At 39.6% G+C, this 23,818-nt stretch carries 24 protein-coding genes and 1 pseudogene; 11 read left to right on the forward strand and 14 right to left on the reverse strand.

Going from position 1 to position 23,818, the window contains the following annotated elements:
• The 4 genes and pseudogenes from HYG89_RS10485 to HYG89_RS10500 form a co-directional block, all read left to right on the forward strand.
• Window positions 1-205 (forward strand): annotated as a pseudogene (locus HYG89_RS10485) (MliC family protein); the annotation flags it as partial.
• 5 nt (window positions 206-210) lie between these two features.
• Complete coding sequence (locus HYG89_RS10490; RefSeq protein ID WP_178867397.1) at window positions 211-630, forward strand: hypothetical protein; 420 nt, start codon at window positions 211-213, stop codon at window positions 628-630.
• Window positions 627-1,076 (forward strand): hypothetical protein, encoded by a 450-nt coding sequence (locus HYG89_RS10495; protein ID WP_096901592.1) that lies wholly within the window; start codon window positions 627-629, stop codon window positions 1,074-1,076. Before HYG89_RS10490 ends, HYG89_RS10495 begins: the two co-directional genes overlap by 4 nt.
• A 43-nt stretch (window positions 1,077-1,119) precedes the next feature.
• The gene (locus HYG89_RS10500) at window positions 1,120-1,257 is read left to right on the forward strand and encodes a hypothetical protein (protein WP_158660382.1); all 138 of its coding nucleotides are present in this window, start codon (window positions 1,120-1,122) and stop codon (window positions 1,255-1,257) included.
• A 1,305-nt stretch (window positions 1,258-2,562) separates the two neighbouring features.
• On the opposite strand, the gene HYG89_RS10505 is transcribed toward HYG89_RS10500, so the two are convergent.
• The gene (locus tag HYG89_RS10505; RefSeq protein WP_026438431.1) at window positions 2,563-2,793 is read right to left on the reverse strand and encodes a hypothetical protein; all 231 of its coding nucleotides are present in this window, start codon (window positions 2,791-2,793) and stop codon (window positions 2,563-2,565) included.
• A 212-nt stretch (window positions 2,794-3,005) separates the two neighbouring features.
• Between HYG89_RS10505 and HYG89_RS10510 the strand changes: the two genes are divergently transcribed.
• Entirely contained in the window at window positions 3,006-3,500 is a 495-nt protein-coding gene (locus tag HYG89_RS10510) for a CinA family protein (RefSeq protein ID WP_096901591.1), read from the forward strand.
• Window positions 3,501-3,507: 7 nt separating this feature from the next.
• On the opposite strand, the gene HYG89_RS10515 is transcribed toward HYG89_RS10510, so the two are convergent.
• The 4 genes from HYG89_RS10515 to prpB form a co-directional block, all read right to left on the reverse strand.
• Window positions 3,508-3,783, reverse strand: a complete 276-nt coding sequence (locus HYG89_RS10515) for a type II toxin-antitoxin system RelE/ParE family toxin (RefSeq protein WP_178867399.1) — start codon at window positions 3,781-3,783, stop codon at window positions 3,508-3,510.
• Between the two features lie 5 nt (window positions 3,784-3,788).
• Entirely contained in the window at window positions 3,789-4,010 is a 222-nt protein-coding gene (locus HYG89_RS10520; RefSeq protein ID WP_004973462.1) for a hypothetical protein, read from the reverse strand.
• Between the two features lie 299 nt (window positions 4,011-4,309).
• Window positions 4,310-5,446, reverse strand: a complete 1,137-nt coding sequence (gene prpC, locus HYG89_RS10525) for a 2-methylcitrate synthase (RefSeq protein ID WP_004973461.1) — start codon at window positions 5,444-5,446, stop codon at window positions 4,310-4,312.
• A 4-nt stretch (window positions 5,447-5,450) separates the two neighbouring features.
• Window positions 5,451-6,335 carry a methylisocitrate lyase gene (gene prpB, locus HYG89_RS10530; protein ID WP_168417357.1) on the reverse strand — a complete coding sequence of 295 codons (885 nt, stop codon included), beginning with the start codon at window positions 6,333-6,335 and terminating at the stop codon, window positions 5,451-5,453.
• A 336-nt stretch (window positions 6,336-6,671) separates the two neighbouring features.
• Between prpB and HYG89_RS10535 the strand changes: the two genes are divergently transcribed.
• The 3 genes from HYG89_RS10535 to HYG89_RS10545 all read left to right on the forward strand — a co-directional run bounded on the left by HYG89_RS10535 (window position 6,672) and on the right by HYG89_RS10545 (window position 8,982).
• A complete protein-coding gene (locus HYG89_RS10535) occupies window positions 6,672-7,322 on the forward strand; it encodes a TetR/AcrR family transcriptional regulator (RefSeq protein ID WP_178867401.1) in 651 nt (216 codons plus the stop codon).
• 111 nt (window positions 7,323-7,433) lie between these two features.
• Complete coding sequence (gene argF, locus HYG89_RS10540; RefSeq protein WP_168525416.1) at window positions 7,434-8,354, forward strand: ornithine carbamoyltransferase; 921 nt, start codon at window positions 7,434-7,436, stop codon at window positions 8,352-8,354.
• 184 nt (window positions 8,355-8,538) lie between these two features.
• A complete protein-coding gene (locus HYG89_RS10545; protein ID WP_256734001.1) occupies window positions 8,539-8,982 on the forward strand; it encodes a hypothetical protein in 444 nt (147 codons plus the stop codon).
• Window positions 8,983-9,057: 75 nt separating this feature from the next.
• On the opposite strand, the gene HYG89_RS10550 is transcribed toward HYG89_RS10545, so the two are convergent.
• The 7 genes from HYG89_RS10550 to rpiA all read right to left on the reverse strand — a co-directional run bounded on the left by HYG89_RS10550 (window position 9,058) and on the right by rpiA (window position 15,788).
• Window positions 9,058-9,411, reverse strand: coding sequence for a YnfA family protein (locus tag HYG89_RS10550; RefSeq protein ID WP_004973443.1), 354 nt, complete (start codon window positions 9,409-9,411; stop codon window positions 9,058-9,060).
• Between the two features lie 115 nt (window positions 9,412-9,526).
• Window positions 9,527-11,803, reverse strand: coding sequence for an ATP-dependent Clp protease ATP-binding subunit ClpA (gene clpA / locus HYG89_RS10555; RefSeq protein ID WP_178867403.1), 2,277 nt, complete (start codon window positions 11,801-11,803; stop codon window positions 9,527-9,529).
• Window positions 11,804-11,812: 9 nt separating this feature from the next.
• Window positions 11,813-12,229: an ATP-dependent Clp protease adapter ClpS gene (clpS, locus tag HYG89_RS10560; protein WP_178867405.1), complete on the reverse strand. Its 417-nt coding sequence runs from the start codon at window positions 12,227-12,229 to the stop codon at window positions 11,813-11,815.
• Between the two features lie 19 nt (window positions 12,230-12,248).
• Complete coding sequence (locus HYG89_RS10565; protein WP_096901621.1) at window positions 12,249-13,022, reverse strand: DUF6776 family protein; 774 nt, start codon at window positions 13,020-13,022, stop codon at window positions 12,249-12,251.
• Between the two features lie 79 nt (window positions 13,023-13,101).
• Window positions 13,102-14,157, reverse strand: a complete 1,056-nt coding sequence (gene argC, locus HYG89_RS10570; protein ID WP_178867407.1) for an N-acetyl-gamma-glutamyl-phosphate reductase — start codon at window positions 14,155-14,157, stop codon at window positions 13,102-13,104.
• A 187-nt stretch (window positions 14,158-14,344) separates the two neighbouring features.
• A complete protein-coding gene (locus tag HYG89_RS10575; RefSeq protein ID WP_004973431.1) occupies window positions 14,345-15,025 on the reverse strand; it encodes a M48 family metallopeptidase in 681 nt (226 codons plus the stop codon).
• 91 nt (window positions 15,026-15,116) lie between these two features.
• Window positions 15,117-15,788: a ribose-5-phosphate isomerase RpiA gene (rpiA, locus tag HYG89_RS10580; RefSeq protein WP_004973429.1), complete on the reverse strand. Its 672-nt coding sequence runs from the start codon at window positions 15,786-15,788 to the stop codon at window positions 15,117-15,119.
• A 106-nt stretch (window positions 15,789-15,894) separates the two neighbouring features.
• On the opposite strand from rpiA, the gene ilvA reads away from it, so the two are divergent.
• The 3 genes from ilvA (at window position 15,895) to HYG89_RS10595 (ending at window position 19,556) form a co-directional block, all read left to right on the forward strand.
• The gene (ilvA, locus tag HYG89_RS10585) at window positions 15,895-17,433 is read left to right on the forward strand and encodes a threonine ammonia-lyase, biosynthetic (RefSeq protein WP_019837302.1); all 1,539 of its coding nucleotides are present in this window, start codon (window positions 15,895-15,897) and stop codon (window positions 17,431-17,433) included.
• A 129-nt stretch (window positions 17,434-17,562) separates the two neighbouring features.
• On the forward strand, window positions 17,563-18,219 hold the full coding sequence (locus tag HYG89_RS10590) for a TrkA family potassium uptake protein (RefSeq protein ID WP_004973425.1): 657 nt from the start codon (window positions 17,563-17,565) through the stop codon (window positions 18,217-18,219).
• Window positions 18,216-19,556: a TrkH family potassium uptake protein gene (locus tag HYG89_RS10595; RefSeq protein ID WP_004973423.1), complete on the forward strand. Its 1,341-nt coding sequence runs from the start codon at window positions 18,216-18,218 to the stop codon at window positions 19,554-19,556. Before HYG89_RS10590 ends, HYG89_RS10595 begins: the two co-directional genes overlap by 4 nt.
• A gap of 96 nt (window positions 19,557-19,652) precedes the next feature.
• On the opposite strand, the gene HYG89_RS10600 is transcribed toward HYG89_RS10595, so the two are convergent.
• Both HYG89_RS10600 and HYG89_RS10605 read right to left on the reverse strand, forming a co-directional pair.
• Window positions 19,653-20,801 carry a phospholipase A gene (locus tag HYG89_RS10600; protein ID WP_178867408.1) on the reverse strand — a complete coding sequence of 383 codons (1,149 nt, stop codon included), beginning with the start codon at window positions 20,799-20,801 and terminating at the stop codon, window positions 19,653-19,655.
• 34 nt (window positions 20,802-20,835) lie between these two features.
• Window positions 20,836-23,775, reverse strand: coding sequence for an insulinase family protein (locus HYG89_RS10605; protein WP_178867409.1), 2,940 nt, complete (start codon window positions 23,773-23,775; stop codon window positions 20,836-20,838).
• Window positions 23,776-23,818 lie beyond the last annotated feature (43 nt).

Consider the following 23,818-nt stretch of genomic DNA (forward strand, 5'->3'; position numbering starts at 1 on the left):
CATTGAATTAAAATCTTCAGATAATTTTGAAACTGCAGAAATGGTAGATAATTCAGACACAGTTTATCATTTAAAACGTGCTGTATCTGGTAGCGGTATTTTACTGAGCAATGATGATGGTGTATCTATTCATTTTAAAGGTGGTGAAGGAGTACTTGAGTTAGTCAAAGATCAGCCTATTAATATTACTGAATTTAAAAAATAGATTTTTTGCTGATTTTAGGCGTACATAAGGACGAAAGTAATAATACTATTGGTAATTACATAGTCGAAGGCACCAAGCCATCAACTAAAGATAAAGTTATTAATGTTGAAACACAATATTATGAAAATCCAGGACATCATGACTTGAAAGATGGAAATATGCCTTATAACTCTACTAAAGCAATAATTCCTGACAATCATGTAAAATTATGGGAAAACAGTGTAAAAATTGATAGTGATCCAAAAAATAGATGGGCAATTGAAAATAAAGATGGGAAGGTCATTTATCATAGGTTTCAAGATGATGGTAATGGCAATTTCCATTGGAATGGTTCGACAAAAGGTATTACGTCCTCAGGAAAGGAACGAAATATCAAGATTTCTGATGTCCCTTCTGACTTGATAAAAATGGTAGATAGCAAATGAATAGAATTGGAAACGATCAAGTTTTTATAGAGTTTGATGGAAATTATCAGAATAGTAATTTCATCCCATTGCGTTTATGTATTGAGGGGGAGTATCTAGGAACTTTAGACTCTCCTACTTATGTGACTAGCTTTATAAATTCACTAAAAAACTTACTAAATGATAATTACTATTATAGCAATGTGATAAATGATGAAAATTGTAAAAAATTTTTCTATCCTAAAGGTTTATTATCTGAGAATTACAGAATCACTTTAGAAGAAACCTTTGATGATTTCAGTAAAAGGGCAGCAAGGAATAATAATACTATTTATTTTACTTGGTTTTTATATGAAGATCATTTTTTTGAATACAAAGATAACATTGTAAATAAGGTAATTTTTTCTAAATGTAAAAGTCTAGATTTACTCAATTTAATAGATGATTTTCTTGAAGTAATTAATTAAGGGGCTGTAGTCGATAAGGCTAAATACCCACCAAAATTAGGAGATGACAACAGCACTCAATGGTCTTTCAGCAGCGATTAGTACAGGGATGGTAACGGTTGCGAAGAAAGGTGGTGGTATTGTTATTGATACTGCTAAAAGTACTAAACGTATTTTAGAGCCTGTAAATTATTTTGTGTAAGTTCGATTTTTTAATCGATCATCGAACGTAATCGTAAATCAGTTCATCGCTAAATGATATAAGTAGCGCTGTTGTGCAATATTGGCATTTGAATACTTTTTATGAGGTTCATTCTTCTTGTAATTCTATTACTGAATAAACCCTAAGTGGCCGACTTGGAATAGGAATGAGTGGTAGGGAACGAATAGGAATAGGTGGTAGGTTTATGCAGGAATATGCACCTTATTTTGATCTTTATAATAAAGGTCACTTTTGTACATAAAAATAATGACTTATCTTAATAAATACTGCGCTAGTCTAAATTTTAGACAAAAAAAATCCCACATGGGAATGTGGGAAAACTAAGAAACTACAGCTATGTTTCGTTCATTTATTTTATCGTCATCTGACCGACAAACAGTGGCATAAAATTACTTTTTTAAGTCTATTTTTCACCTTTAACATATCCCATTGGATCCGCATCGAAGTATACGATTTACACCTAGATTATTATTTCCGATCTAACTCTACTAGACCCTGTCTTGCTTCTGTAATGATCAGCTGAATTTCTTCATTTTGCTTTCTCTTTTGTTCAAAATACACATAAATGCCTAGAGAAAATCCCACAGCTAAAAGGCTTTGTTGCATAAATATGTAAGCATCTGATTTAAATAAATTTAATTTTGGATCAAAAAATAATCAAAACTTTTAAAATCATATAGTTATGAAATCTTTGTGCAACAAAGCCCAGCTAAAATGATCAGCGTCATCATGATAATTGCATTATGATTCATTATATTTAGCCCCTTTAAACTTCCTCACTATTGTGAGATGCAAGGACTATACACAGCAATAACAAAAATGCTCAATTCCAATCAAGAAAATACACTGTTTTTTTTAATTTTATCTAAGAAAAACACTTTATTATTTAACAATATAATAAAAACCAAAATGTAACACGCATTCAAAAAATACGTTAAAATTCAATTATATTTTGTTCTATCTGTCATGATTATATTTTTAAGATATTCTAATTAATTTTCTCTCTATCTCAATTATCAGTCTGTTAAAATAAAAATTGATCTAAAAAACATAAGCTTATTTAAGCCATTACAGCCCGTTTGAAAAATGCTAATCTACAAAAATACCAACACAAATATATGACGTAGTTAGCATTTTTAATCAATTCTTCAATTTTTTCTTGTAATGTGAAATACAATTTTTTGCATCCAGTGACTAAAAAAACACCAACTTCGATACGCTCCACTGATGCTCAATCATTCTGCTGTTATATTGAAGCTCTGACTAATCTAGATTGAAATGACTTTAAATCACCAAAACTCTGACAATGATGGTTTGATGTTCTTCATTTTCCTCAATCAACTGTAAACGCTTTTGTTCTTTACTCACCACTTTAAAGCGCAAGTTTTGATATTCAATAATGCTTGGAATTTGGTCAAAATATTGTGCATCAGCATCAATTTCATCCTCAAATAATGATGTACCAAGTTGATAGTCCAAACTTTTTAAAACGATATATTTCACCGTTGTTTTCATCACAGCATCCTTTTTATTACTTTTTGCTTTACTTTTATTTGTATCACCGTTCATGCCACGATTAAACCTATAATTGTAAATTTTGCTGTATTTATAGGCAGTTAAATCGTGAACATTCTTATTTTAGCATTTCACTTTTTGATGTTTTTTCGCACAAGTCGACAAAATTCAGTACACTTGAGCAACTTATTCTATTCACTTGCAGATTTATCATGCTCAAACAATGCTGTGCCATACTTGAACAACGCCAACAGACTGTGGCTTTTATTGAAAGTGCCAGCTCAGGTTACTTATGTAGTCAGTTTTCTATTTATAAAAATAGCGGTGCCAATATTTTACTTGGTGGATTAGTCAGTTACGACCCAAGCATTAAACGTGAGATTTTGCATGTGAATAGTGACTTAATTGCCACCTATACCGCTGAATCCGCAGAAGTCACACAAGCCATGGCAGTTCAAGGCAAAAAACTATTTCAACATGCAGATTTTATTGTGGCATGCACAGGGTTACTGAAACCAGGCGGCAGTGCCACACCAGAAAAACCTGTAGGGACATTTTTTATCGCCATTCATTATCAGCAGCAAACTTTTCAGTACAAATATTTTTTAGATGGCAATCCATTACAACGACTAGAACAGCTCACTCTGTTAGTCGCTCAAGACCTGATTGATCTAATGCAAGATACAAACACTTGTACTGCACCCTGAAGTAAACCTATCTTTTTAAGTCTCTATAAAAATTCTCATGACTGCCCAATTTTAAAAGATAGAGTGTCATGATTTCGTCATCACTCACAGAGTAAGCCAGTAGCACAAGCTGTTTGTCCATTTTAAATTTATAAACAAATACTCCTGCTAAATCCCCCACTTTAGCTTCTCCGATATAAGGATTATTCCAAACGGTTATTACGGCATTATCAACATCTTTTTTCTGCTGCTTGGTTAGTTTTTTCACTGTCCGTTCAAATAGGGGAGTTTGTTGTATATTCATTGAACTCAACCAAAGCTATATGGTGTTGTATTCCCTGCTTTGACATGCGCCATACTAAGCAACAAATCTGCTATATCTTGAAAAGTTAAATCGGGATTGTCTTGTGCGATTTTTCCAATTTTAGCCCAGTACTCAATTTGTTTAGTTGCACTTCTACTTTCAGCCATCCCGTAAATCTTTGCTGATTCAACAATATCGCTGTCTATTTTAACTGCTACATGTGACATTGCTTTTTCCTCATATTAATTATGGAATAAATTTTAGCCAATCATGCAACCATTTACAACCTTAAGAAACAAAATACAACAACCTTCTTTTATGATCAAATATTTAAAAATGCGCTATCGTACGCCCGATCTTTTTTAATTCTCTAACGCTTCAATAATTACTCATTGTATTTTTGACTACCCTCATCCAAACCTCAAAAAAAAATAAGGTTCCATTGCTTAACAATGAAACCTTATCTTCAGCCTAAACTGCTGCATCACATGATGTTCATGCACGGTACAGCTTTTTAGACAACCAATTAAGCAGCCGAACGCTCTGCAATTGGTACAACTTTACGCAATTCTGGGCCTGTATAATCTGCACTTGGGCGGATAATACGGTTATCTGCACGCTGTTCCATCACGTGTGCTGCCCAACCTGTTACACGGCTCATCACAAAGATTGGTGTAAATAGTTTGGTCGCAATACCCATAAAGTGATACGCAGACGCATGGAAGAAGTCAGCATTACAGAATAATTTCTTCTCACGCCACATCACTTCTTCACAACGCACCGATACAGGATAAAGTACTGTATCACCTACATCTTGCGCTAAACGCTCAGACCAGATTTTGATGATGCCGTTACGTGGATCATTGTCTTTATAAATCGCATGACCAAAGCCCATGATCTTTTCTTTACGTTCCAACTTGCCTAGCATTTCACGTTCAGCTTCTTCTGGCGATGTCCAATTTTCAATCATTTCCATCGCTGCTTCATTCGCGCCACCGTGTAATGGGCCACGTAATGAACCAATCGCGCCTGTAATACATGAATGCATGTCAGACAAAGTTGATGCGCAAACACGTGCTGTAAATGTTGATGCGTTGAACTCATGCTCTGCATACAAAATTAATGACACATTCATGACTTGTTCATGCAATTCATTTGGTTTTTCACCACGTAATAAATGCAGGAATTGTGCGCCAATTGAATCATCATCCGTATTTTCTTCAATACGCACGCCATCGTGGCTATAACGATACCAGTAGCAAATAATAGCTGGCAAAGTCGCCAAGATGCGGTCTGCTACATCTTGTTGCTGTTCAAATGACTGTTCGGTTTCTAAGTTACCTAGCATTGAAACACCTGTACGCATCACATCCATTGGGTGTGAATCTGCAGGAATACGCTCAAGCACTTCTTTCAATGCTTGTGGCAATGCACGTAAAGATTTCAATTTTGCTTTATAGGCAGCCAATTGCTCTGAAGTCGGCAATTCACCAAAGAAAATCAAGTATGCAACTTCTTCAAACTGACAGTTTTCTGCCAAGTCTTGCACATCATAACCACGGTAAGTTAAGCCTGCGCCACTTTTACCAACAGTTGAGAGTGAGGTTTTACCTGCCACTTGTCCACGCAATCCTGCGCCTGTGAGTACTTTTCCTTCAGCCATTTTTTTAATTCTCCTGTTTGAACAGCTTGTCTAATGTATTTTCAAAAGTATGATAATCAAGGAATTCGTATAATTCTTTACGTTGTTGCATTTTGTCTAAGACATTCACTTGCGTGCCATCTTTACGAATGGATTGCATCACTTCAAGTGCTGCTTTTTGCATAGCACGAGTTGGTGAAAGTGGATACAACACCATGCGAATGCCCTGCTCAGCCAATTCTTCAGTGGTGTAATAAGGGGTATCACCAAACTCGGTAATGTTTGCCAATACAGGTACACCTACGGCATCACATACAGTTTTATACATGGTAATATCAGTCATAGCTTCTGCAAAAATTGCATCTGCACCCGCTTCCACACATGCACAAGCACGGTCAATCACCGCTTGCAAACCTTCTTTTTGCAAGGCATCTGTACGTGCCATGACTACAAAGTTTGAATCAGTTTTTGCATCAACCGCAGCTTTAATTCGATCGACCATTTCTTGCTGAGTTACAATTTCTTTGTTTGGACGGTGTCCGCAACGCTTTTGTGCAACCTGATCTTCAATGTGTACTGCAGCAGCACCTGCAGCAATCATTTGCTTAATACTGCGGGCAATATTAAATGCACCACCCCAACCTGTATCAATATCCACCAATAATGGAGTATCTACACGCTCAGTAATACGACGCACATCTTCCAAGACGTTGTCTAAACTGGTCATGCCCAAGTCAGGTAAACCGTAAGAGTAATTGGCGACACCTGCGCCAGATAAATAAATGGCTTTATAGCCAACCTGCTTTGCCATCATTGCAGCATAAGCATTTACCGTGCCGATAATTTGTAATGGCTTTTCGACTTCCAAGGCTTGTCTGAATCTTAAGCCCGCAGATGTTTGTTCTATCATCTTCCTTTCCGCTTTTCTTACTATATTTTTCGAGGTTTGAGTATATCGGGAATGCAACGCTGCGCCATGACTTTTTAGAATCTATGCTCTAAAACTTTAGTCAAATAATTCGAAATTTTATTGCACAATAAATTTTCGTGATATTGCTTATTATTTAAATTTAATAAACATAGATTTTTTGCATACTAAATAAGCAAAATTTAGCTTATTTTGAGTGTATTTCTATTTTTTCTAAATTCAAGCACGCTGCCCGTACACTTCAACACAGCACGCTGTGCATAAATTTGCTATAATAACAATCTCTCCCTTTGATCATTTGCTGAAATTTTATCCAATATGCAAGATATCGCTCATTTAACCCCTTTCGGTAAAGATGTCCCTCCTACAAAGCGTGGACATGAGCGATGTGTGGCGCTGCTCGTCAGTGCAACTGATCTGTTTTTAGAACGTGGCTACGATGCAGTATCTTTAGATGATATTGTGCAGCATGCTGGCGGTTCTAAAGCTTCTATTTATAAATACTTTGGTAATAAAGAAGGCTTGTTTAAGGCGATTTGTGATTATCGCCGTGACAAGTTTTTTCAGGATATTCACATCCCTTTTGAACAAATAGATTCTAATTTACGTGGTTATTTGGTTCAAACCTTGCTGAATTTTTATCATCATATTCTAGCTCCTGAAAATGCAGCTTTTATGCGTTTAGTTTTAGAGCAAAGTCAGCGCAACCCCGACATTGCCTTGCATATTCATGAGCGTGGCCCTCTGCACGTGCAATTGTGCATTGCCAAAGTGCTAGAGCATGCCAGCCAACAAGGGCTCATTCGCTGCGAACACCCTGTTTATTCGGCACAATTGTATTTTGGAATTTTAAGAAATTTAGAATGGCGCATTATTATGGGCATTCCAAAACAAGAAACTGAACAAGAAACAATCAATTATGTAAGTTATTGTGTAGATCTCTTTCTAGACGCCCATCAAAAAGTCTAGTTTTTTTGCAATTTCTTCATCCTATAGTATATTAGCCGATTCCCTTTTTCATTTAACCAACCAACAACTAATTGTTGTTTTTCTCATTCAGCAATTATTGTGGAGTAACGAATGGCTCTACGTCACTTTCTAACATTACGCGATTTATCGACTTTAGAACTGAATCAAATTTTGCAACGCGCCATTGAGCTCAAGCGTAAACAGCATAACAATGAAGTTTTCCAACCCTTTGTGGGCAAAGTCTTGGGAATGATTTTTGAAAAATCTAGTACCCGAACTCGTGTATCGTTTGAAGCAGGTATGAGTCAGTTTGGTGGCAGCGCAATTTTCCTATCATCACGTGACACACAGTTAGGTCGTGGTGAACCGATTGAAGATTCAGCACGAGTCATTTCAAGCATGCTTGATATCGTGATGATTCGTACTTTCGGACATGACATTGTAGAACGTTTTGCATCTTATTCAAAAGTTCCAGTGATCAATGCTTTAACTGACGATCACCACCCTTGCCAGTTACTTGCAGACATGCAAACTTACTTAGAGCATCGCGGTTCAATTGAAGGTAAAACCGTGGCTTGGATTGGTGATGGCAACAACATGTGTAACTCTTATATTGAAGCTGCGCACATGTGGGGCTTTAATTTAAAAATTGCAACGCCTAAAGGCTATGAACCTGAACAACGTTTCCTGTCTGAATTTGCACACTGCGTAGAATTAGTAGATTCTGCTGAAGATGCCGCAGTCAATGCTGACCTGATTGTGACCGATGTTTGGGCAAGTATGGGGCAGGAAGAAGAACAAAAAATCCGTGAAAAAGCCTTTGCAGACTATCAAGTCAATGAGCGCTTGATGGACTTGGCACATCCAGATTGCTTGTTTATGCATTGTTTACCTGCGCACCGTGGTGAAGAAATTTCTGAAAATATGCTAGATCATAAAAACGCTGTGGTTTGGGATGAAGCCGAAAACCGCTTGCATGCTCAAAAAGCATTGGTTGAGTTTTTATTGAACGAAAACCTCAAAAAAGACTAAACGACTTCAAAGCATTGAGTACGCTTTGATGAGTTTTGTTACAAACAGCACTAAATAGTGCTGTTTTTTTATTTGGCTCGCTATAATCTGAAACGACGGTTGATTTTCTAAAATTTCAAAAAGAGCCTAGATGAATAATATGATGTATAAAACACTTGCGACAATAACTCTTTGTGCAGCTGCAATGCTTACTCATAGCACAGCCTATGCTAAACCTAGCGAATTAGACCAATATTTGGTTCAGCACGATATTTTAACGGCTGACTACAAAATTAAAAATGTAGCAGCTTTAAATGAAATTTTAGATGTAATCAGCGATGAAGATTCCCGCACTATGCCGTATCAAGTCGATCAAAATACCGTGATTGAACAAAGTACAACTACAGACAAGCAAATTAACATTCGCGGCATGATTATTTCACCCGATTTTACTCAGTTTGTAGAAAGCACGGGCTACAACAATGTTAAAAATATGATTAAGCAAAATTTGATTCACAACTGTGATTCAATGTTTGAGCATCAATTTCAGCGTGTAAATCCGTATGTGTTGAATTTACAACTCAGTGCGGAGAAAACACAATTTAATGTGCAATTGGCAAATAGCGAGTGCCAATTTAAAGCAGACTGAACTGTATTTAAAACTAAAACAACCTCAGCTTTAAGATTTAATGCCTAAGGTTTAATGCGTAAACCCAAATATAACCTAACGTATTAAACCTTGCGGTTGTAAAATAATGATCAATGCGCCTAAAACTACTATCATTCCACCGAACATATCCCAACGTGTTAAATTGACTTGATCTACGTACTTTAACCAAATCAAGGCTGTACAAATATAAATACCACCATAAGCCGCATAAATTCGCCCCGATGCCGCAGGATGTAGAGTCAATAACCACACAAAAGCCGCTAAGGCTAAAATTGTTGGCAGCCATAACCACTGTGATTTCCCCTGATTTAAAATCAAATAAGGAAAATAACAGCCTAATATTTCCATAACTGCCGTAACAAAAAACAAGAACGTTGTGCTGGCAATTTTAGTGATCTGAAAATCCATAAATCCTGTGTGGTCTCTCTTTTAGCAGTAACGATTCAAGTTCACGCATCTGCGAATTCATAAAAAATAACCCATGTTCAACATGGGTTATTTTCAAAATTCAAATAAGGATTGATTAGGCTAGTTCAGCCGTTTGATCTTCAAAGACTTCAAGTTTCAAACCGACTGCCTTACCGTTCTCTTTCTTCACAGAAACAGCCACATTACCGCCATGTTCTGCAAGTTCACCAAACAGAATCATTTCTGCCAATGGCTTTTTCAAGTGTTCCTGAATCAGACGTTGCATTGGACGTGCGCCCATTAAGCGATCATATCCATGCTCAGCCATCCATTCACGCGCATCTTGATCAACCTCAAGAATGACTTTTTTATCATCCAACTGCGCTTGTAATTCAGTCAAGAATTTATCCACTACATTTTCAATTACTGTAGTAGGTAAAGCTTTAAATTGAATGACCCCATCCAAACGGTTACGGAACTCAGGTGAGAAGGCTTTTTTCATCGCTTCTTGGTTGTCATTACTGTTGTCTTGATCCATGAAACCAATGCTCACGCGGGAAATACTTTCCGCACCAATATTAGTGGTCAGAACCAAAATCACATTACGGAAGTCTGATTTACGACCATTATTATCGGTCAATGAACCATGATCCATAATTTGCAGCAATAGGTTAAATACATCAGGATGCGCTTTTTCAATTTCATCCAACAACAACACACAATGCGGATTTTTATGAATCGCATCGGTGAGTAAGCCACCCTGATCAAAACCGACATAGCCTGGAGGTGCACCAATTAAACGTGAAACGGCATGGCGCTCCATGTACTCAGACATATCAAAGCGAACCAATTCCACACCCAACAGTTTTGCCAACTGCTTGGTAACTTCGGTTTTACCAACGCCTGTCGGGCCAGCAAATACAAAACTACCCACTGGTTTGTCTGGTGTTTTTAAACCAGCACGTGACAGTTTAATTGCTGATGCTAACGCTTCAATAGCTTCATCTTGACCAAAGACCACACGTTTTAAATCACGCTCAAGATGTTCAAGTACAGTCTTGTCATCTTTCGATACGGTTTTAGGTGGAATACGTGCAATTTTAGAGACGATATCTTCAATGTTTTCTACTGTGATTAAAGTATCATCTTGCTCAGCTCTTAAACGGCGCTGCGCGCCTGCTTCATCAATCACATCAATGGCTTTGTCTGGCAAGAAACGGTCATTGATAAATTTGGCCGATAACTCTACCGCAGACACCAATGCTTTATCATCATATTTAACATGGTGAAATTCTTCAAATTTCGATTTTAAACCACGTAAAATATCAATCGTTTCTGAAATTGAAGGCTCATTCACATCAATTTTTTGGAAACGGCGTGAAAGTGCATGGTCTTTTTCAAATACCTGACGATATTCTTGGAATGTCGTCGAGCCAATGCAACGCAAAGTACCATTTGCCAACGCAGGTTTAATTAAATTTGATGCATCCATCGTGCTACCCATGCTTGAGCCTGCACCAATAATCATGTGGATTTCGTCAATAAATAAAATGGCATCAGGTTTCTTTTTCAAGGCATTTAACAGTTGTTTTAAACGCTTTTCAAAGTCACCACGGTATTTTGTACCCGCTACCAACGCACCGATATCCAAACTATATACTTCGGCATTTTCGAGTGGTTTTGGCGCTTTACCATTCACAATCAGCCACGCCAGACCTTCGGCAATAGAGGTTTTACCCACGCCTGGATCACCCACCAACAATGGGTTGTTCTTACGACGACGGCATAGAATTTGTGCAGCACGCTCAATTTCTTTTTCACGCCCAATTAACGGATCGGTTTTACCCTTTTGCGCTTCAGTATTCAAATTTAGCGTGTAAAGCTCTAACGGGCCAGCATTGGCAGAGCTTGAACTTTCGCTATCTAATTCTTCAACCTCTTCTTCCGCTTGCGTTTCGTCTTTACGTGTACCGTGCGATAAGTATTGCGTTAAGGTCAAACGGTTAATTTGATGACGCTTGAGTAGATACACGGCAAATGAATCACGTTCAGAGTACATTGCCACTAAAATATCTGCGCCTTCAACCGTACGGTCACCACCGCTAGATTGCACATGGAAAATACCACGCTGCAAAATGCGGTCAAAACTTTCGGTCGGGTGCGGCGCCTGATCGTTATTTTCAGCAAGTTTAGGGGTATGTTGTTCTACATATTCTTCGAGTTCTTTACGCAGCACAATAACATCTGCACCACACGCCTTGAGTGCATTGACTGCCGAATCATTGTCTAATAAAGCCAATAATAAATGTTCAACCGTTAGAAACTCGTGTCTCTTTTGACGAGCCATGCTAACAGCCAAACGTAGTGATACTTCTAATTGACGACTGAGCATGTAACCCCCTTAATCTTTAGGCTCAATCTGACAAAGTAATGGATGACCTTGTGATCGAGCGTAATTATTGACTTGGTTCGCTTTCGTTTCCGCAATATCCCGCGGATAGACCCCTGCGACACCTTTTCCTTCATAGTGTACAGTTAGCATTACTTGAGTCGCTTGGTCAAGATTCATTGCAAAGTATTGTTGTAAAATTTCAATTACAAAGTCCATTGGGGTGTAATCATCGTTCATTAAAACGACAACATATAAAGGTGGGCGTTTTAATTGTGGCGGCGCAGTTTGTACCGCAATATCACCATCATCTTCATGTCCTGCATCATCCACACTTAAACGCGGGGTTAAATGCCAATCGACATAGCCAGATTGATGAAAAGTGGTTTTAATTTCATTTAAACAGATGGCTCTTTTTTGGGTTCGCATAAGTTTTACATATCACACATTATTGAGCGCTAGCTTCTGCTTGTGGAATTTCAGAAATAAAGGCAGAATCTGCCTCCACGGCTTTGCCTTTGCTCCAACTGAAGCGTTTAATCACAGGAGTTGCGCCATTTAAACGGACTTCAATAAAGTCTGGATTAAAGCCTTTAGGCATGCTCCAGCGCCCTGTTAAACGCTCATAATTATCAAAATTAAAATTGCTGTCTTCCATCGGAACAACCAGCACTTCTGTGCCTTGAATTAAACGCAGTTCTACCGTACCACTTGCACGTCGCTTGTTTGGACTCACTTGTACCAAATCGACCTGATATTCATAAGCATTGTCTGGTAATGGTTTCACCCCAAGATTTTGCACGGTCAGGCTTAAACCACCACGTTGACGCAAAACTTCACGATAAATCGCACTCATGCCTTCAGTACGTTGCTTATCTTCAGTTGCTTGAGTGAAAGCTTGATACAAATCATTGGAGTTACTGACCGCAACATCGCGTTCTTGAACCGCAGCATTTAAGCTCTTATTCAGACTTTCCAAACGCGTTTTTTGTTCTTGCACCACTTCAACCAGTTGTTCTGCATCGGCATCGTAACCAACCACAGTTAAGCCCTGACGATGCCCGACTGAATAGCCCAAAAAGCCACTACCTAAAATTAAAATGGCAGCACCAATTGCCAAAGGCGCATTGCTTTCAAGAAATGGCTTTTTTTCTGGCGGTGTAGATGAGGGTGTCATGCTTGAATTCGACTGTGACGTGGTTTCTGTATCGGTGTTATGCATCGTCATCTCTTGTTTTGATTCATTCAAAACACACATTTAAATCGAAATCTAAATGTGTGTGAAGTTGAAAAACGTGTTCTTATGGTAATAAACCAATCACCTCAAGTCCTGCATGTTCTGCAAAACCAAACATGAGGTTCATATTTTGTACTGCTTGCCCTGCTGCACCTTTCACCAAGTTATCTTGTGCCACCAAAAGTACTAATTTTTTCGGTTGTGGCTTATACAATGCGATACGCAACTGGTTAGCGCCACGTACTGAGCGTGTTTCTGGTGAACTGTTGGCTGGCATGACATCTACAAACTGTTCATTGGCATAAAACTGCTCATACAGGCTTTGTAAATCTGCTGCATCACCTGCATCAGTTAAATCTACATAAATGGTGCTGAGCATACCGCGAATCATAGGTACTAAATGCGGTACAAACACAATGTGATTAAACACATCTTTTTGACCCGAAATATTTTCCAATGCTTCTACAATTTCTGGATGATGACGATGCCCCGCAACGCCATAAGCCTTAAAGTTGTCGGCATTTTCAGAGTAAATCATGCCCAAACTGGCTTTACGCCCTGCACCAGATACACCCGATTTTGCATCAATAATAATACTTTCAGGTTTCACTAAAGCTTCAGCTTGTTTAAATAATGGCGCTAAACCAAGTTGCACTGTGGTTGGATAACACCCTGGGTTACCAATCACCTGTGCGTGTTTAATTTGTTCCCGGTTGAGTTCAGACAAGCCATAAACTGAATCTTTTAAAATGTCTGGGCAAGCATGTTGCATGCCATACCATTTTTCAAACTGTGCTAAATCTTGCAAACGGAAGTCTGCTGCTAAATCGACCACTTTGGTGTTGGCTGCAACAAGCTCCGCAGCATGTTGCATTGCAACGCCGTGCGGTGTAGCAAAGAACACCACATCACACTGTTTTAATTCTTCGATGTTTAAATCTGAGTAGCACAGGTCTGTGTGTCCACGCAGGCTTGGGAACATATCATCTACACGGCGACCCGCTTCTGTACGTGAAGTCAGTACATTTACTTTCACATTTGGGTGTCGTAGCAAAAGACGCAATAATTCAACGCCTGTATAACCTGTACCACCGACAATACCAACTGAAATCACGTGCATTACCTCAATTCAAAAGCATGTTTAAGCTAACGCTATAGTATGACAGGAAGTTTTGGTTTTCTGAACTGTTTTACTAGGGTTTTGGGGCTTTTCTTTATTCTGTTGATTTTATAAAAGATGATTTGGATTGTAGTCAATACGTGCAACACCTTTGCATTGTAGTCTTATCATGTGGGTGTTGGCTTTTTTATTGATACCACCACCAAGGCAAAGACGTTGTTTTTAACTGCTTGCGATGCTGCAAATAGTGCGCATCATGCCGTTGTACTTCAACCCAAAATGCAGGACTATGATCAAAATGTCGTGTATGCGCCAACTCATGCACAGCAACATATCGCACAATTTGTTCAGGAAACAACACCAAGGCGCTATTGAGCATAATATGCTGTTGCGTACTGCAACTGCCCCAACGGGTTTTCGGTTGACGAATTGCGCACTGTTTAAATGGCAAAGCAATTTCATGACTGACTGTTTGCAAATATATCGGCAACATTTGTTTGGCATAAGCAATAACAAAGGCTTTTAAATATGCCGCAGGTTGGCGGTCACTAACCCATAGGCAATGCTGTTTTAAATCTAAAATAAAACTGTGTTTTTGTGTTTGATAATGAATATTTAAAGGCTTAGCCAAATTAAAAAGTGATAACTGATTTGGCAATTCACGCCGAACAAGTCCTTGCTGCGCCTGCTGTTTATGCCAAGTTTCAATCATCCACTGTTCAGATTGCTGCAAAAAATCCTGAATTTGTCGCTGAGTACAATATTTCGGTACAGTTAAGCGAATTTGATGCGGCTCGACACGCAAACGTAAACGTGTTGCTTTTGCATGTGGTGTGATTTGAATTTCAGGTAAGTCGGATAATGTCATTGTTGTTCTTTTATTAAATCCTCCCCGACCCCTCCTTTAATAAAGGAGGAAGAAAAGCCCCCCATTAAAAACAAGGGACTTGGGAGACGAATTAAACCGCAGTACGTTCTTCAATGCCGTTATTGGTCGCTACAATTGCAATATCTGCTTTATTGATGGCAAAAATACCATTGGTCACAACACCCGGAATATCATTCAAGGTTTTTTCTAATTCCAACGCATTTAAAATATTTAAATTATAAATATCTAAAATCACGTTACCGTTATCAGTTACCACACCTTCACGGTAAGCAGGATCGCCACCTAAAGCCACAATTTTACGTGCTACCGCAGAACGAGCCATTGGAATGACCTCGATTGGCAATGGAAACTCACGTCCTAACTGCTCTACCCATTTTGAATCATCGACAATACAGATAAACTTACGTGCAATAGAAGCCACAATTTTTTCACGGGTCAACGCTGCGCCGCCGCCTTTAATCATGTGCATGTGACGGTCAATTTCATCTGCACCATCAACATAAGCATCTAAACTGCCCACAGAGTTCATATCGACCACTTCAATACCAAGTTTCTTTAAGCGCTCCGCAGTCGCTTCAGAACTTGCCACAGCTGCTTCTAATTGTAATTCAGGCAATAAATCAATCAGGAAATTCACTGTACTGCCTGTACCTACCCCCAAAATCCCGCCTTTAGGCAAATGTTTTAATGCTGCTTTGGCAGCCGCTTGCTTCTTTTCATCTTGGGTAGCATACAGACTCATGACTTCACTCAACTATTTTTGACATTTGTTGCCGATTTTACAGCGCAAATGTGCAGGGGTTTGTTACAATAACCCCCTATTTTAAACTGTTAGATGGAAGATTAACATGCTGTCTCGTTTGGTTCGACAAATTTTACAAGCAACGGTCTACGATGTTGCAATCGAAACCCCACTCGACGCAGCGCCACGAATTAGTGAAAAACTGAACAATAACATTCGCTTTAAACGTGAAGACTTACAACCTGTATTCTCTTTTAAATTGCGTGGTGCGTATAACCGTATTAGCCAATTACCCAAAGACCAACTTGAACGTGGTGTAATTACTGCCTCTGCAGGCAACCATGCGCAAGGTGTAGCATTGTCTGGGCAAAAACTGGGCATTCGCGCCATTATCGTTATGCCTAAAACCACGCCAGATATTAAAGTACAAGCGGTAAAACGCTTGGGTGGCGAAGTGGTATTACATGGTGACTCATTTGATGTTGCCAACAAATATGCAATTCAACGTGCCCAAGATGAAGGCATGACTTTTATTCCACCGTATGACGATGAATTGGTCATGGCAGGTCAAGGTACGATTGCCAATGAAATTTTGCGTCAATGGCGCGATGTCGAATATGTTTTCGTTGCTGTTGGTGGTGGCGGTTTAATTGCAGGTGTTGCAGCCTACTTGGGCGATGTCGCACCGCATGTCAAAGTCATTCCTGTAGAATATGATGAATCGGCTTGCTTAAAAGCGGCTTTTGAAGCCAATGAACGGGTTATTTTGCCGCAAGTGGGTTTATTTGCCGATGGTACTGCTGTCGCACAAATTGGTGAGAAACCGTTTGAAGTTTTACAACTACAAAAATCAGATCAATCAGGCCCAATTGTTGAGCGCGATGTAGTTTTGGTGAATACCGATGAAATCTGTGCGGCAATTAAAGACACCTTTGATGAAAACCGCAGCATTGTAGAACCTTCAGGTGCAATGGCTTTGGCAGGCATCAAAAAATATGTCGAGCAACACCAATTGCAAAATAAAAATATTGTGTCAATTGTCTGTGGCGCAAACATGAACTTTGACCGTTTACGCTATATTGCGGAACGTACTGAACTCGGTGAACATAAAGAAGCAATTTTTGCCGTGACCATTCCAGAAGAAAAAGGTGCGTTCCTTAACTTCTGCCGTGCGCTGCAAGGTCGTAATATCACCGAGTTTAACTACCGCGCCAGCGATGCTACTGCTGCACAAGTCTTTGTCGGCATCAGCTTAAAATCTGGTGAAAAAGAACGCCACGATATTTATGAGTTACTCAAAACCCAGTACGATGTTGATGATTTGTCGGATGATGAAGTAGCAAAACTACACATTCGTTATTTGGTCGGTGGTCATGCCGATATTGAAAATGAACGTCTATTCCGTGTGGAATTTCCAGAGCGTCCGGGTGCATTACTGACTTTCTTGGAGCGCTTAGGCCCAACCCATAACATCACCCTGTTCCATTACCGTAACCACGGTGCAGCGGAAGGTCGTGTATTGGTCGGTTTAGAAGCTTCGGATGCCAAACAGAACCCAGATGGTTTAATTGAAACTTTGGAAAAGATCACTTATCCATACCAAGAGATTACTAATAACTTGGGTTATCAGCGTTTCTTAAAATAACCGATCACACATCTCAATAAGTGCAAAAAACCGCTGATTTCAGCGGTTTTTTAGTCATATTGCTACAGTATAGAGCCCTAAAATATTTTAGAATATTGGAAGAATAATATAATTTTTCAGGATGATGCTATGGCACAATTTGCTGTCATTGGTTTAGGTAGCTTTGGTGCAACTGTGGCGACACAATTGGTCAAACTCAACCATGATGTCATTGGGATTGATAGCAATAAAAAGTTTGTAGAAAACATTGCCGATCAAATTACCCATGCGGTGATTGCCGATGCAACCGATGAACACGTTTTGGAAGAACTGAATATTCAAAATTGTGATGCAGTGGTGGTCGCCATTGGTGAAGATATTGAAGCCAGTATTTTGTGTGTCTTAAATTTAAAGAATTTGGGTATTTCTAAAATTTACGTTAAAGCCAAAAGTAAAGCGCACACCATGATTTTGACCCATTTGGGCGTAAGTAAAATTATTCACCCTGAAGAAGATATGGGCGTTCGCATCGCGCAATCGCTGAGTTATCCGATGGTGAGTCGTTATATGAGCCTAAACGACAACCACTATATTGTAAAAGTAAAAATTAAAGACAACTTGCATGGCACGCGCATTCATAGTCTGATGTCACATGCACCCGAAGTTAAACTTTTACTGTTTAAACGTGCCGAAACGATTTTCTATACGCTTGAATCCAATTTAATGCTACAAACAGATGATATTTTGGTGGTTGAAGGACAACTTGAACCATTAAAACGCTTATCTAAACAATTTAAGTCAGAATGAAAAAAACAGCGAAACAACCAATCAAAACTGTCAATTTAAGCCCACCCAGTCTTTTGGCACTGGGCTTTTTAAGCTTTATTAGCATTGGCACAATCTTGCTGAAACTGCCCATTTCCCATCATGGCGAGATGAGTTGGATTAATGCCTTATTTACTGCTACATCTGCAGTGACGATCACTGGATTGTCTGTAGTGAATATTGGCGATGCTTATACCGTATTTGGGCAAATGGTCATTATGTTGTTGTTACAATGTGGTGGCTTAGGTTTTATGACTTTTGCGATTTTAGCGGTTTTAAGTTTGTCATCCAAAATTGGTTTAAAACAACAAATCATGGCGCAAGACACCATTGGGCAAACCAACCTGTCTAAAGTGTCGATGACCATTAAAAGCGTGTTGCTCTACTCATTGTTTTTTGAAGGGATTGGCACGGTTATTTTAACCTTGGCATGGATGCAGGATTATCCATTTAGCGATGCATTTTTCTATGCGGCTTTCTATAGTGTTTCAGCCTTTAACAATGGTGGATTTTCATTATTTCCCAATAGCTTAATGAGTTTTGCAGATCAATACCTGATTACCTTAACTATTAGTATGCTGTATATCATTGGCGGTATTGGTTTTGTGGTACTCATGGATATTAAACGTGCCAAACGCTGGAAAAAACTCTCACCCAATAGCAAGCTGATTTTATCGACCATTGCTGGTTTAAACTTTGTGGCCTTTCTGCTGATTTGGGCGATTGAAGCCAATAATCCACATACCCTTGCAGCCATGAGTATTGGCGATCAAGCCCTCAATGCATGGTTTCACGCTACCGTTCCTCGCTCATCAGGCTTTAATAGTCTAGATGTCGCAAGTATGCAAAATAGCTCGACCTTGCTCACCATGCTTCTGATGTTTATTGGTGGTGGTTCGCTCAGTACCGCAGGCGGTATTAAAGTTGGCACATTTATTATTGTCATTTTAAGTGTGATCAGTTTTTTAAGACGTTCAGATGAGGTGCGTGTGTTTAATCATGCTGTACCTGAACGTACCACCTTTAAAGCTTTGGCGGTGATCAGCATCACAGGTATGTTAATTTGCCTCGGTTTGTTTAGCTTACTTGCCCTTGAACCGAAACTGAATTTTTTAGACCTGTTGTTTGAGGCTGTATCTGCAGCGTGCACGGTGGGTTTATCCCGTGGTGTTACAGGTGAATTACAACCTGCCAGCTTAATTATTTTAATGTTGTTGATGTTTGCAGGTCGTTTAGGGCCGCTGACTTTGGCTTATTTAATCGCCACACCACAAAAAAGCCGACTTAAACATCCAACCGCAGATATTCAAGTTGGATAAAAGCTGGATACGATCCGACTTCAAAAACAAACGCCAATCTTCAAGATTGGCGTTTTATATTCAGCGAGCAATAATGAGAAATCAATCTTAATCTACTTAAAACCAATTCATTAAAGACACACCCAAACCAACATAGGTGGCGCGGTGGTTATAATCAATCAGGCTTTCACCATAACCATCAAACAATTGGAAATGACCGCGTAATTTTCCACTGATTGGAAAAACCCAGTCAAACTGTGCTGCACCGTGCGCGTCATCACCGCCTTTTAAGCTATGACGAAGCATCAAAGAAAAGTCATGCTCTTTCCAGCGATAAAATGCCAACATATCGCCACGCCCGATATAATTTTTAATTTCAGGGTTATTGTCATCGCTGCGGTCTTCTTCAATGCGATACCACGGACGTAACATCAAGGCAAAATTGTCTTTTTCAAAACCTAAATTAAAAATCACCCGATTCCAACTGCGTGATAATGGATCAGAACGACCATTGGATTGATGGTTCAACGTCACACCCAATAAACGACCATGCAGCCCCATAAGTGTATAGTTGGTGCGGAACATCAAACTGGCTTCAGGCTCATAATTGGTTTCACGAAATGGACGTGACTCATCACCATTATAAACCTGCCAACGTGATGACTGGGTATAACCTAGCCACACATCACCGTTATCACCCAACAGATTTTCTACCGCTTTGGTTTTTAAAGACAGCTGAAATTTGGTTTCCATTGAGGTCATGTTTTGCTCCTTACCCACGGGAACGGTATTTTGCTCATTCAAGCTTTGTGGACGTTCATTTTTATCGGACGTCCAAAAAGTAGGCATCAAATACACAGGTTGATAAGCACGTAAATTCCATGTGCCTAATTTGCTATCGGGTGAAAGCTCCCAGCGCTTATCCAGTAAAGATACATTCGGATCAAGCTTTGGTACATCAAATGAAAATAAATTACTCACACCCACTGCAATTTTTTCTTTCACAGTTTCAGGTGCAAGAGCAAGTGCCTGAGCGGCTTGACGTTCGCTAATCAGCGCTGTTTTTTCTGCTTCAGGAATTTTAAACAGAGCATCGTAACACACCAAACGATCAGCATTTGACTCTAAAGCCACACAGGCTTCAGGTGTTGCAGGTGCAACTAAGCTAGCTGGGTCTTGTGCATAGGTTTTCGCCACAAACACAGTGCTGAGTGCGGCAACACTCAGCGACAGTCCTGTGCGTTCAAACAGTTTGAACGCGCTCATAAATCCCCCTAAGTTTTCGTTGTTATTTCACGTATCAGTTCACTTGTTTAATTTCAAAACCAAGTTCGAGCAATGCTTCACGTTTTGACACAGGTGCGACTACGGCTTTAGATGCTTGCTGCTGACGCAAATATTGCTCCGCAACACGTTTTAAATCGTCTAAAGTCACCGCCAATAAACGCTCACGTAATACTGTGCGGAATGAGGGTGTACGCGCGTGCAATAATGCATAACATGCAGTAATCGCTTCACCTGCAGGCGAACCTGGTTTATCCATACTAGCAATTAAACCTAAAATCGCTTCTTCTAGTTGATGCGGCAATTGCTCTGCATTAAATAACCAATCAATACTCGCTTCAAAGTCTGCGAAAGTTTCTGCCAAGCGTGGATCACGATAACTGTAAAAACGGAATGAACATGCATTGCCATCGTAGCTTGCACCGCCACCGTAAGCACCGCCTTTTTCACGGATTGCGCTGTGTAAGAAACCATTGCGCAAATATGCAGCCAATACCATCAAAGGTGCAGCATCAGGATGCGACACTTCCACCGCAGGATACGCAGCCGCACAGAATTGCACATTGGCTTGAATCAACCATGCCTGATCTTGCGTTGAATGATCTACAGGAACTTGAGTTAAAGCAGCAGGATTTTCTGCAACAATAAGTTTATCCCAAACTTCTTGAACTTCTTCGACCAAACGATCGGTTTGATGTTCTTCACATACCAACAAAAATTGTTTAGGTGCTTGCAGTAATTTATGGTGAATCAATTGCAACTCAGCAATCAATTTCTCGTATTCCGCTGCATCTTTTTCAATTTTAGCAACCAAGTCTGCCAACCAATTTAATGCGCCCAAACCTGTGTTGTTGTAATCGCGCTGTGCCAAAGCACTGTGATGACGTCCTGCAATTTGCATGGCATAACTGTGCCCCGAACCCGACAAACGCGACTGCCAACGGGTTTTACGTTGTTGTAACAGCTCGATAATGCGGTCTTTTTCATCAAAACGTAATTGCTCAAATGCCAGTTTCAGCAAGCGGATGGCTTCAAGATTATTCACCAAAGACTTAGTGGTTAAAGTGAGCCATGCACTGATCTGATTTTTGTCATCGACTTTAGAGCGTAAAGATGCGCCCATGCCCAAACCACCGCTGACTGCGGTTTGTAGCTGTTGTAATTCTAAATAGTCGTATTCACCTGCACCCACTTCGCCCATCAAAATAGACAGCAAATTAAAATATGGCGATTGAATAATTTCATCAGGAATTTGAATCAATACTTGCTGATAGTAAATTCCATTGGTTCCTGCATGATATAAATTTAAAGGATAATCAATGCGGTTACTGATAATTTCACGCAACTCACCCTGCACAATATGCAAAGCTGCAGGCACATCTTCCAAACCAACTTTTGGCAATAAATTCAAATCATCTGGCGTATCTTGACGGACTTTTAAAGCTTCCGTTTGCGCGACGATTTCTGCTTTTTGCTCATCTGTGAGTTGTGCGCCAATTTCAGCCAAACGTGCTTTTTCAAGTGCAGTATCTTTGGCCGATTTTTCTGCATCCGGTACCAAAGTCATTTGCACACGGTGTGGGTTATCAATTAAATGTGTCTGAATTAATTGCGATAACCACATTGGGTCTTTAAGTTCTTCTTTGACTTGTTCAATTGCGGTATCTACATCCCACACCTGAATTGGGTCATTGTGGTGAATTGCACTGCTTAAACCATTTAAAATCAAGCTCAACCCGTATGGCATACCATCGCCATTAATTTCACGCTGATGCAATTCAATTTGATGCAAAATTGCATCAACCAAAGCCGTATCTACAGGCTGTGCAGCCACGTCTTGTAAAACTTTTAAAACGCCCGCCTGAAATTCTGCTGCATGTTCAGGGTTAGAACCTTGCACACCACAGAAGAAGGTCATTTCAAAGTTGGAATCATCTACACCCATCAATGGCCCTGTAGATTGTGCATGCGCCCAAGTTTCCAAATAATGACGCAGTGGTGATGCAGAATTTTCAAGTAAAACACCTTCAACCAAACGCATACCTAAGCGTAATTTAATATCGCTTGCTTCAGGCAATAACCACGCCAAAACATGATAAGTTTTATCTTTCAGTTCTTCTGCATCGACTGCATAACTTTCAGTCACTGCCACTGGCGCAGCTAAACGACGCTCAGGCTTCGAATACAACGTTTCGCCCTGTTCAAATTTCGCCAAAGCCAACTGTTCAAACTGTTCTTGTAAATCGTATGCAGGCGTATTGCCAAAAGTCATAAATACCGCATTACTTGGGTGATAATGTGACTTATAAAAATCTACCAATTCTTGATAGGTTAAATCTGGAATATCTTTCGGGTCGCCACCTGAATTGTAGTGGTAAGTTGTTTCAGGGAATAAATGATAAGCCAATTGGTGATAAAGCTGATCGGATGGCGAACTCATCGCACCTTTCATTTCATTAAATACCACGCCTTTATAAACAGGCTCACCATTTTCCAACTCAATACGAATACCTTCCTGAGCAAAATCGAGAGGATTTAAATTGGCTGCAAAAGCCGCATCCATATATACCGCAAGCAGGTTTTGGAAATCTTTTTTGTTTTGTGTCGCAAATGGATAAGCCGTCCAATCTGCCGCGGTAAATGCGTTCATAAAAGTATTCAATGAACGACGAATCATTAAAAAGAACGGGTCACGGACAGGGAATTTTTCAGAACCACACAACGCAGTATGTTCTAAAATATGTGCCTCGCCTTTGGAATCCATTGGTTGGGTGCGAAATGCAACTAAAAATACATTTTCATCATGATCTGTCGCCAAGTGATAATGCACCGCACCTGTAACTTTATGTTTATATTCAGACACTAAAATGTCTAAGGCTTCAACATGGTGTTGACGTACCAACTGAAACGCAGGATGTACAGTCTGGGAAATGGTTTCAGTGACATCTACAGTCATGTGATCTCCTAAAAATAAGCAAATAAAAAACTAAAGCCATTAT

It is taken from the genome of Acinetobacter sp. SwsAc5 (assembly GCF_013391485.1).
In the GTDB taxonomy this organism is placed as follows: domain Bacteria; phylum Pseudomonadota; class Gammaproteobacteria; order Pseudomonadales; family Moraxellaceae; genus Acinetobacter; species Acinetobacter towneri.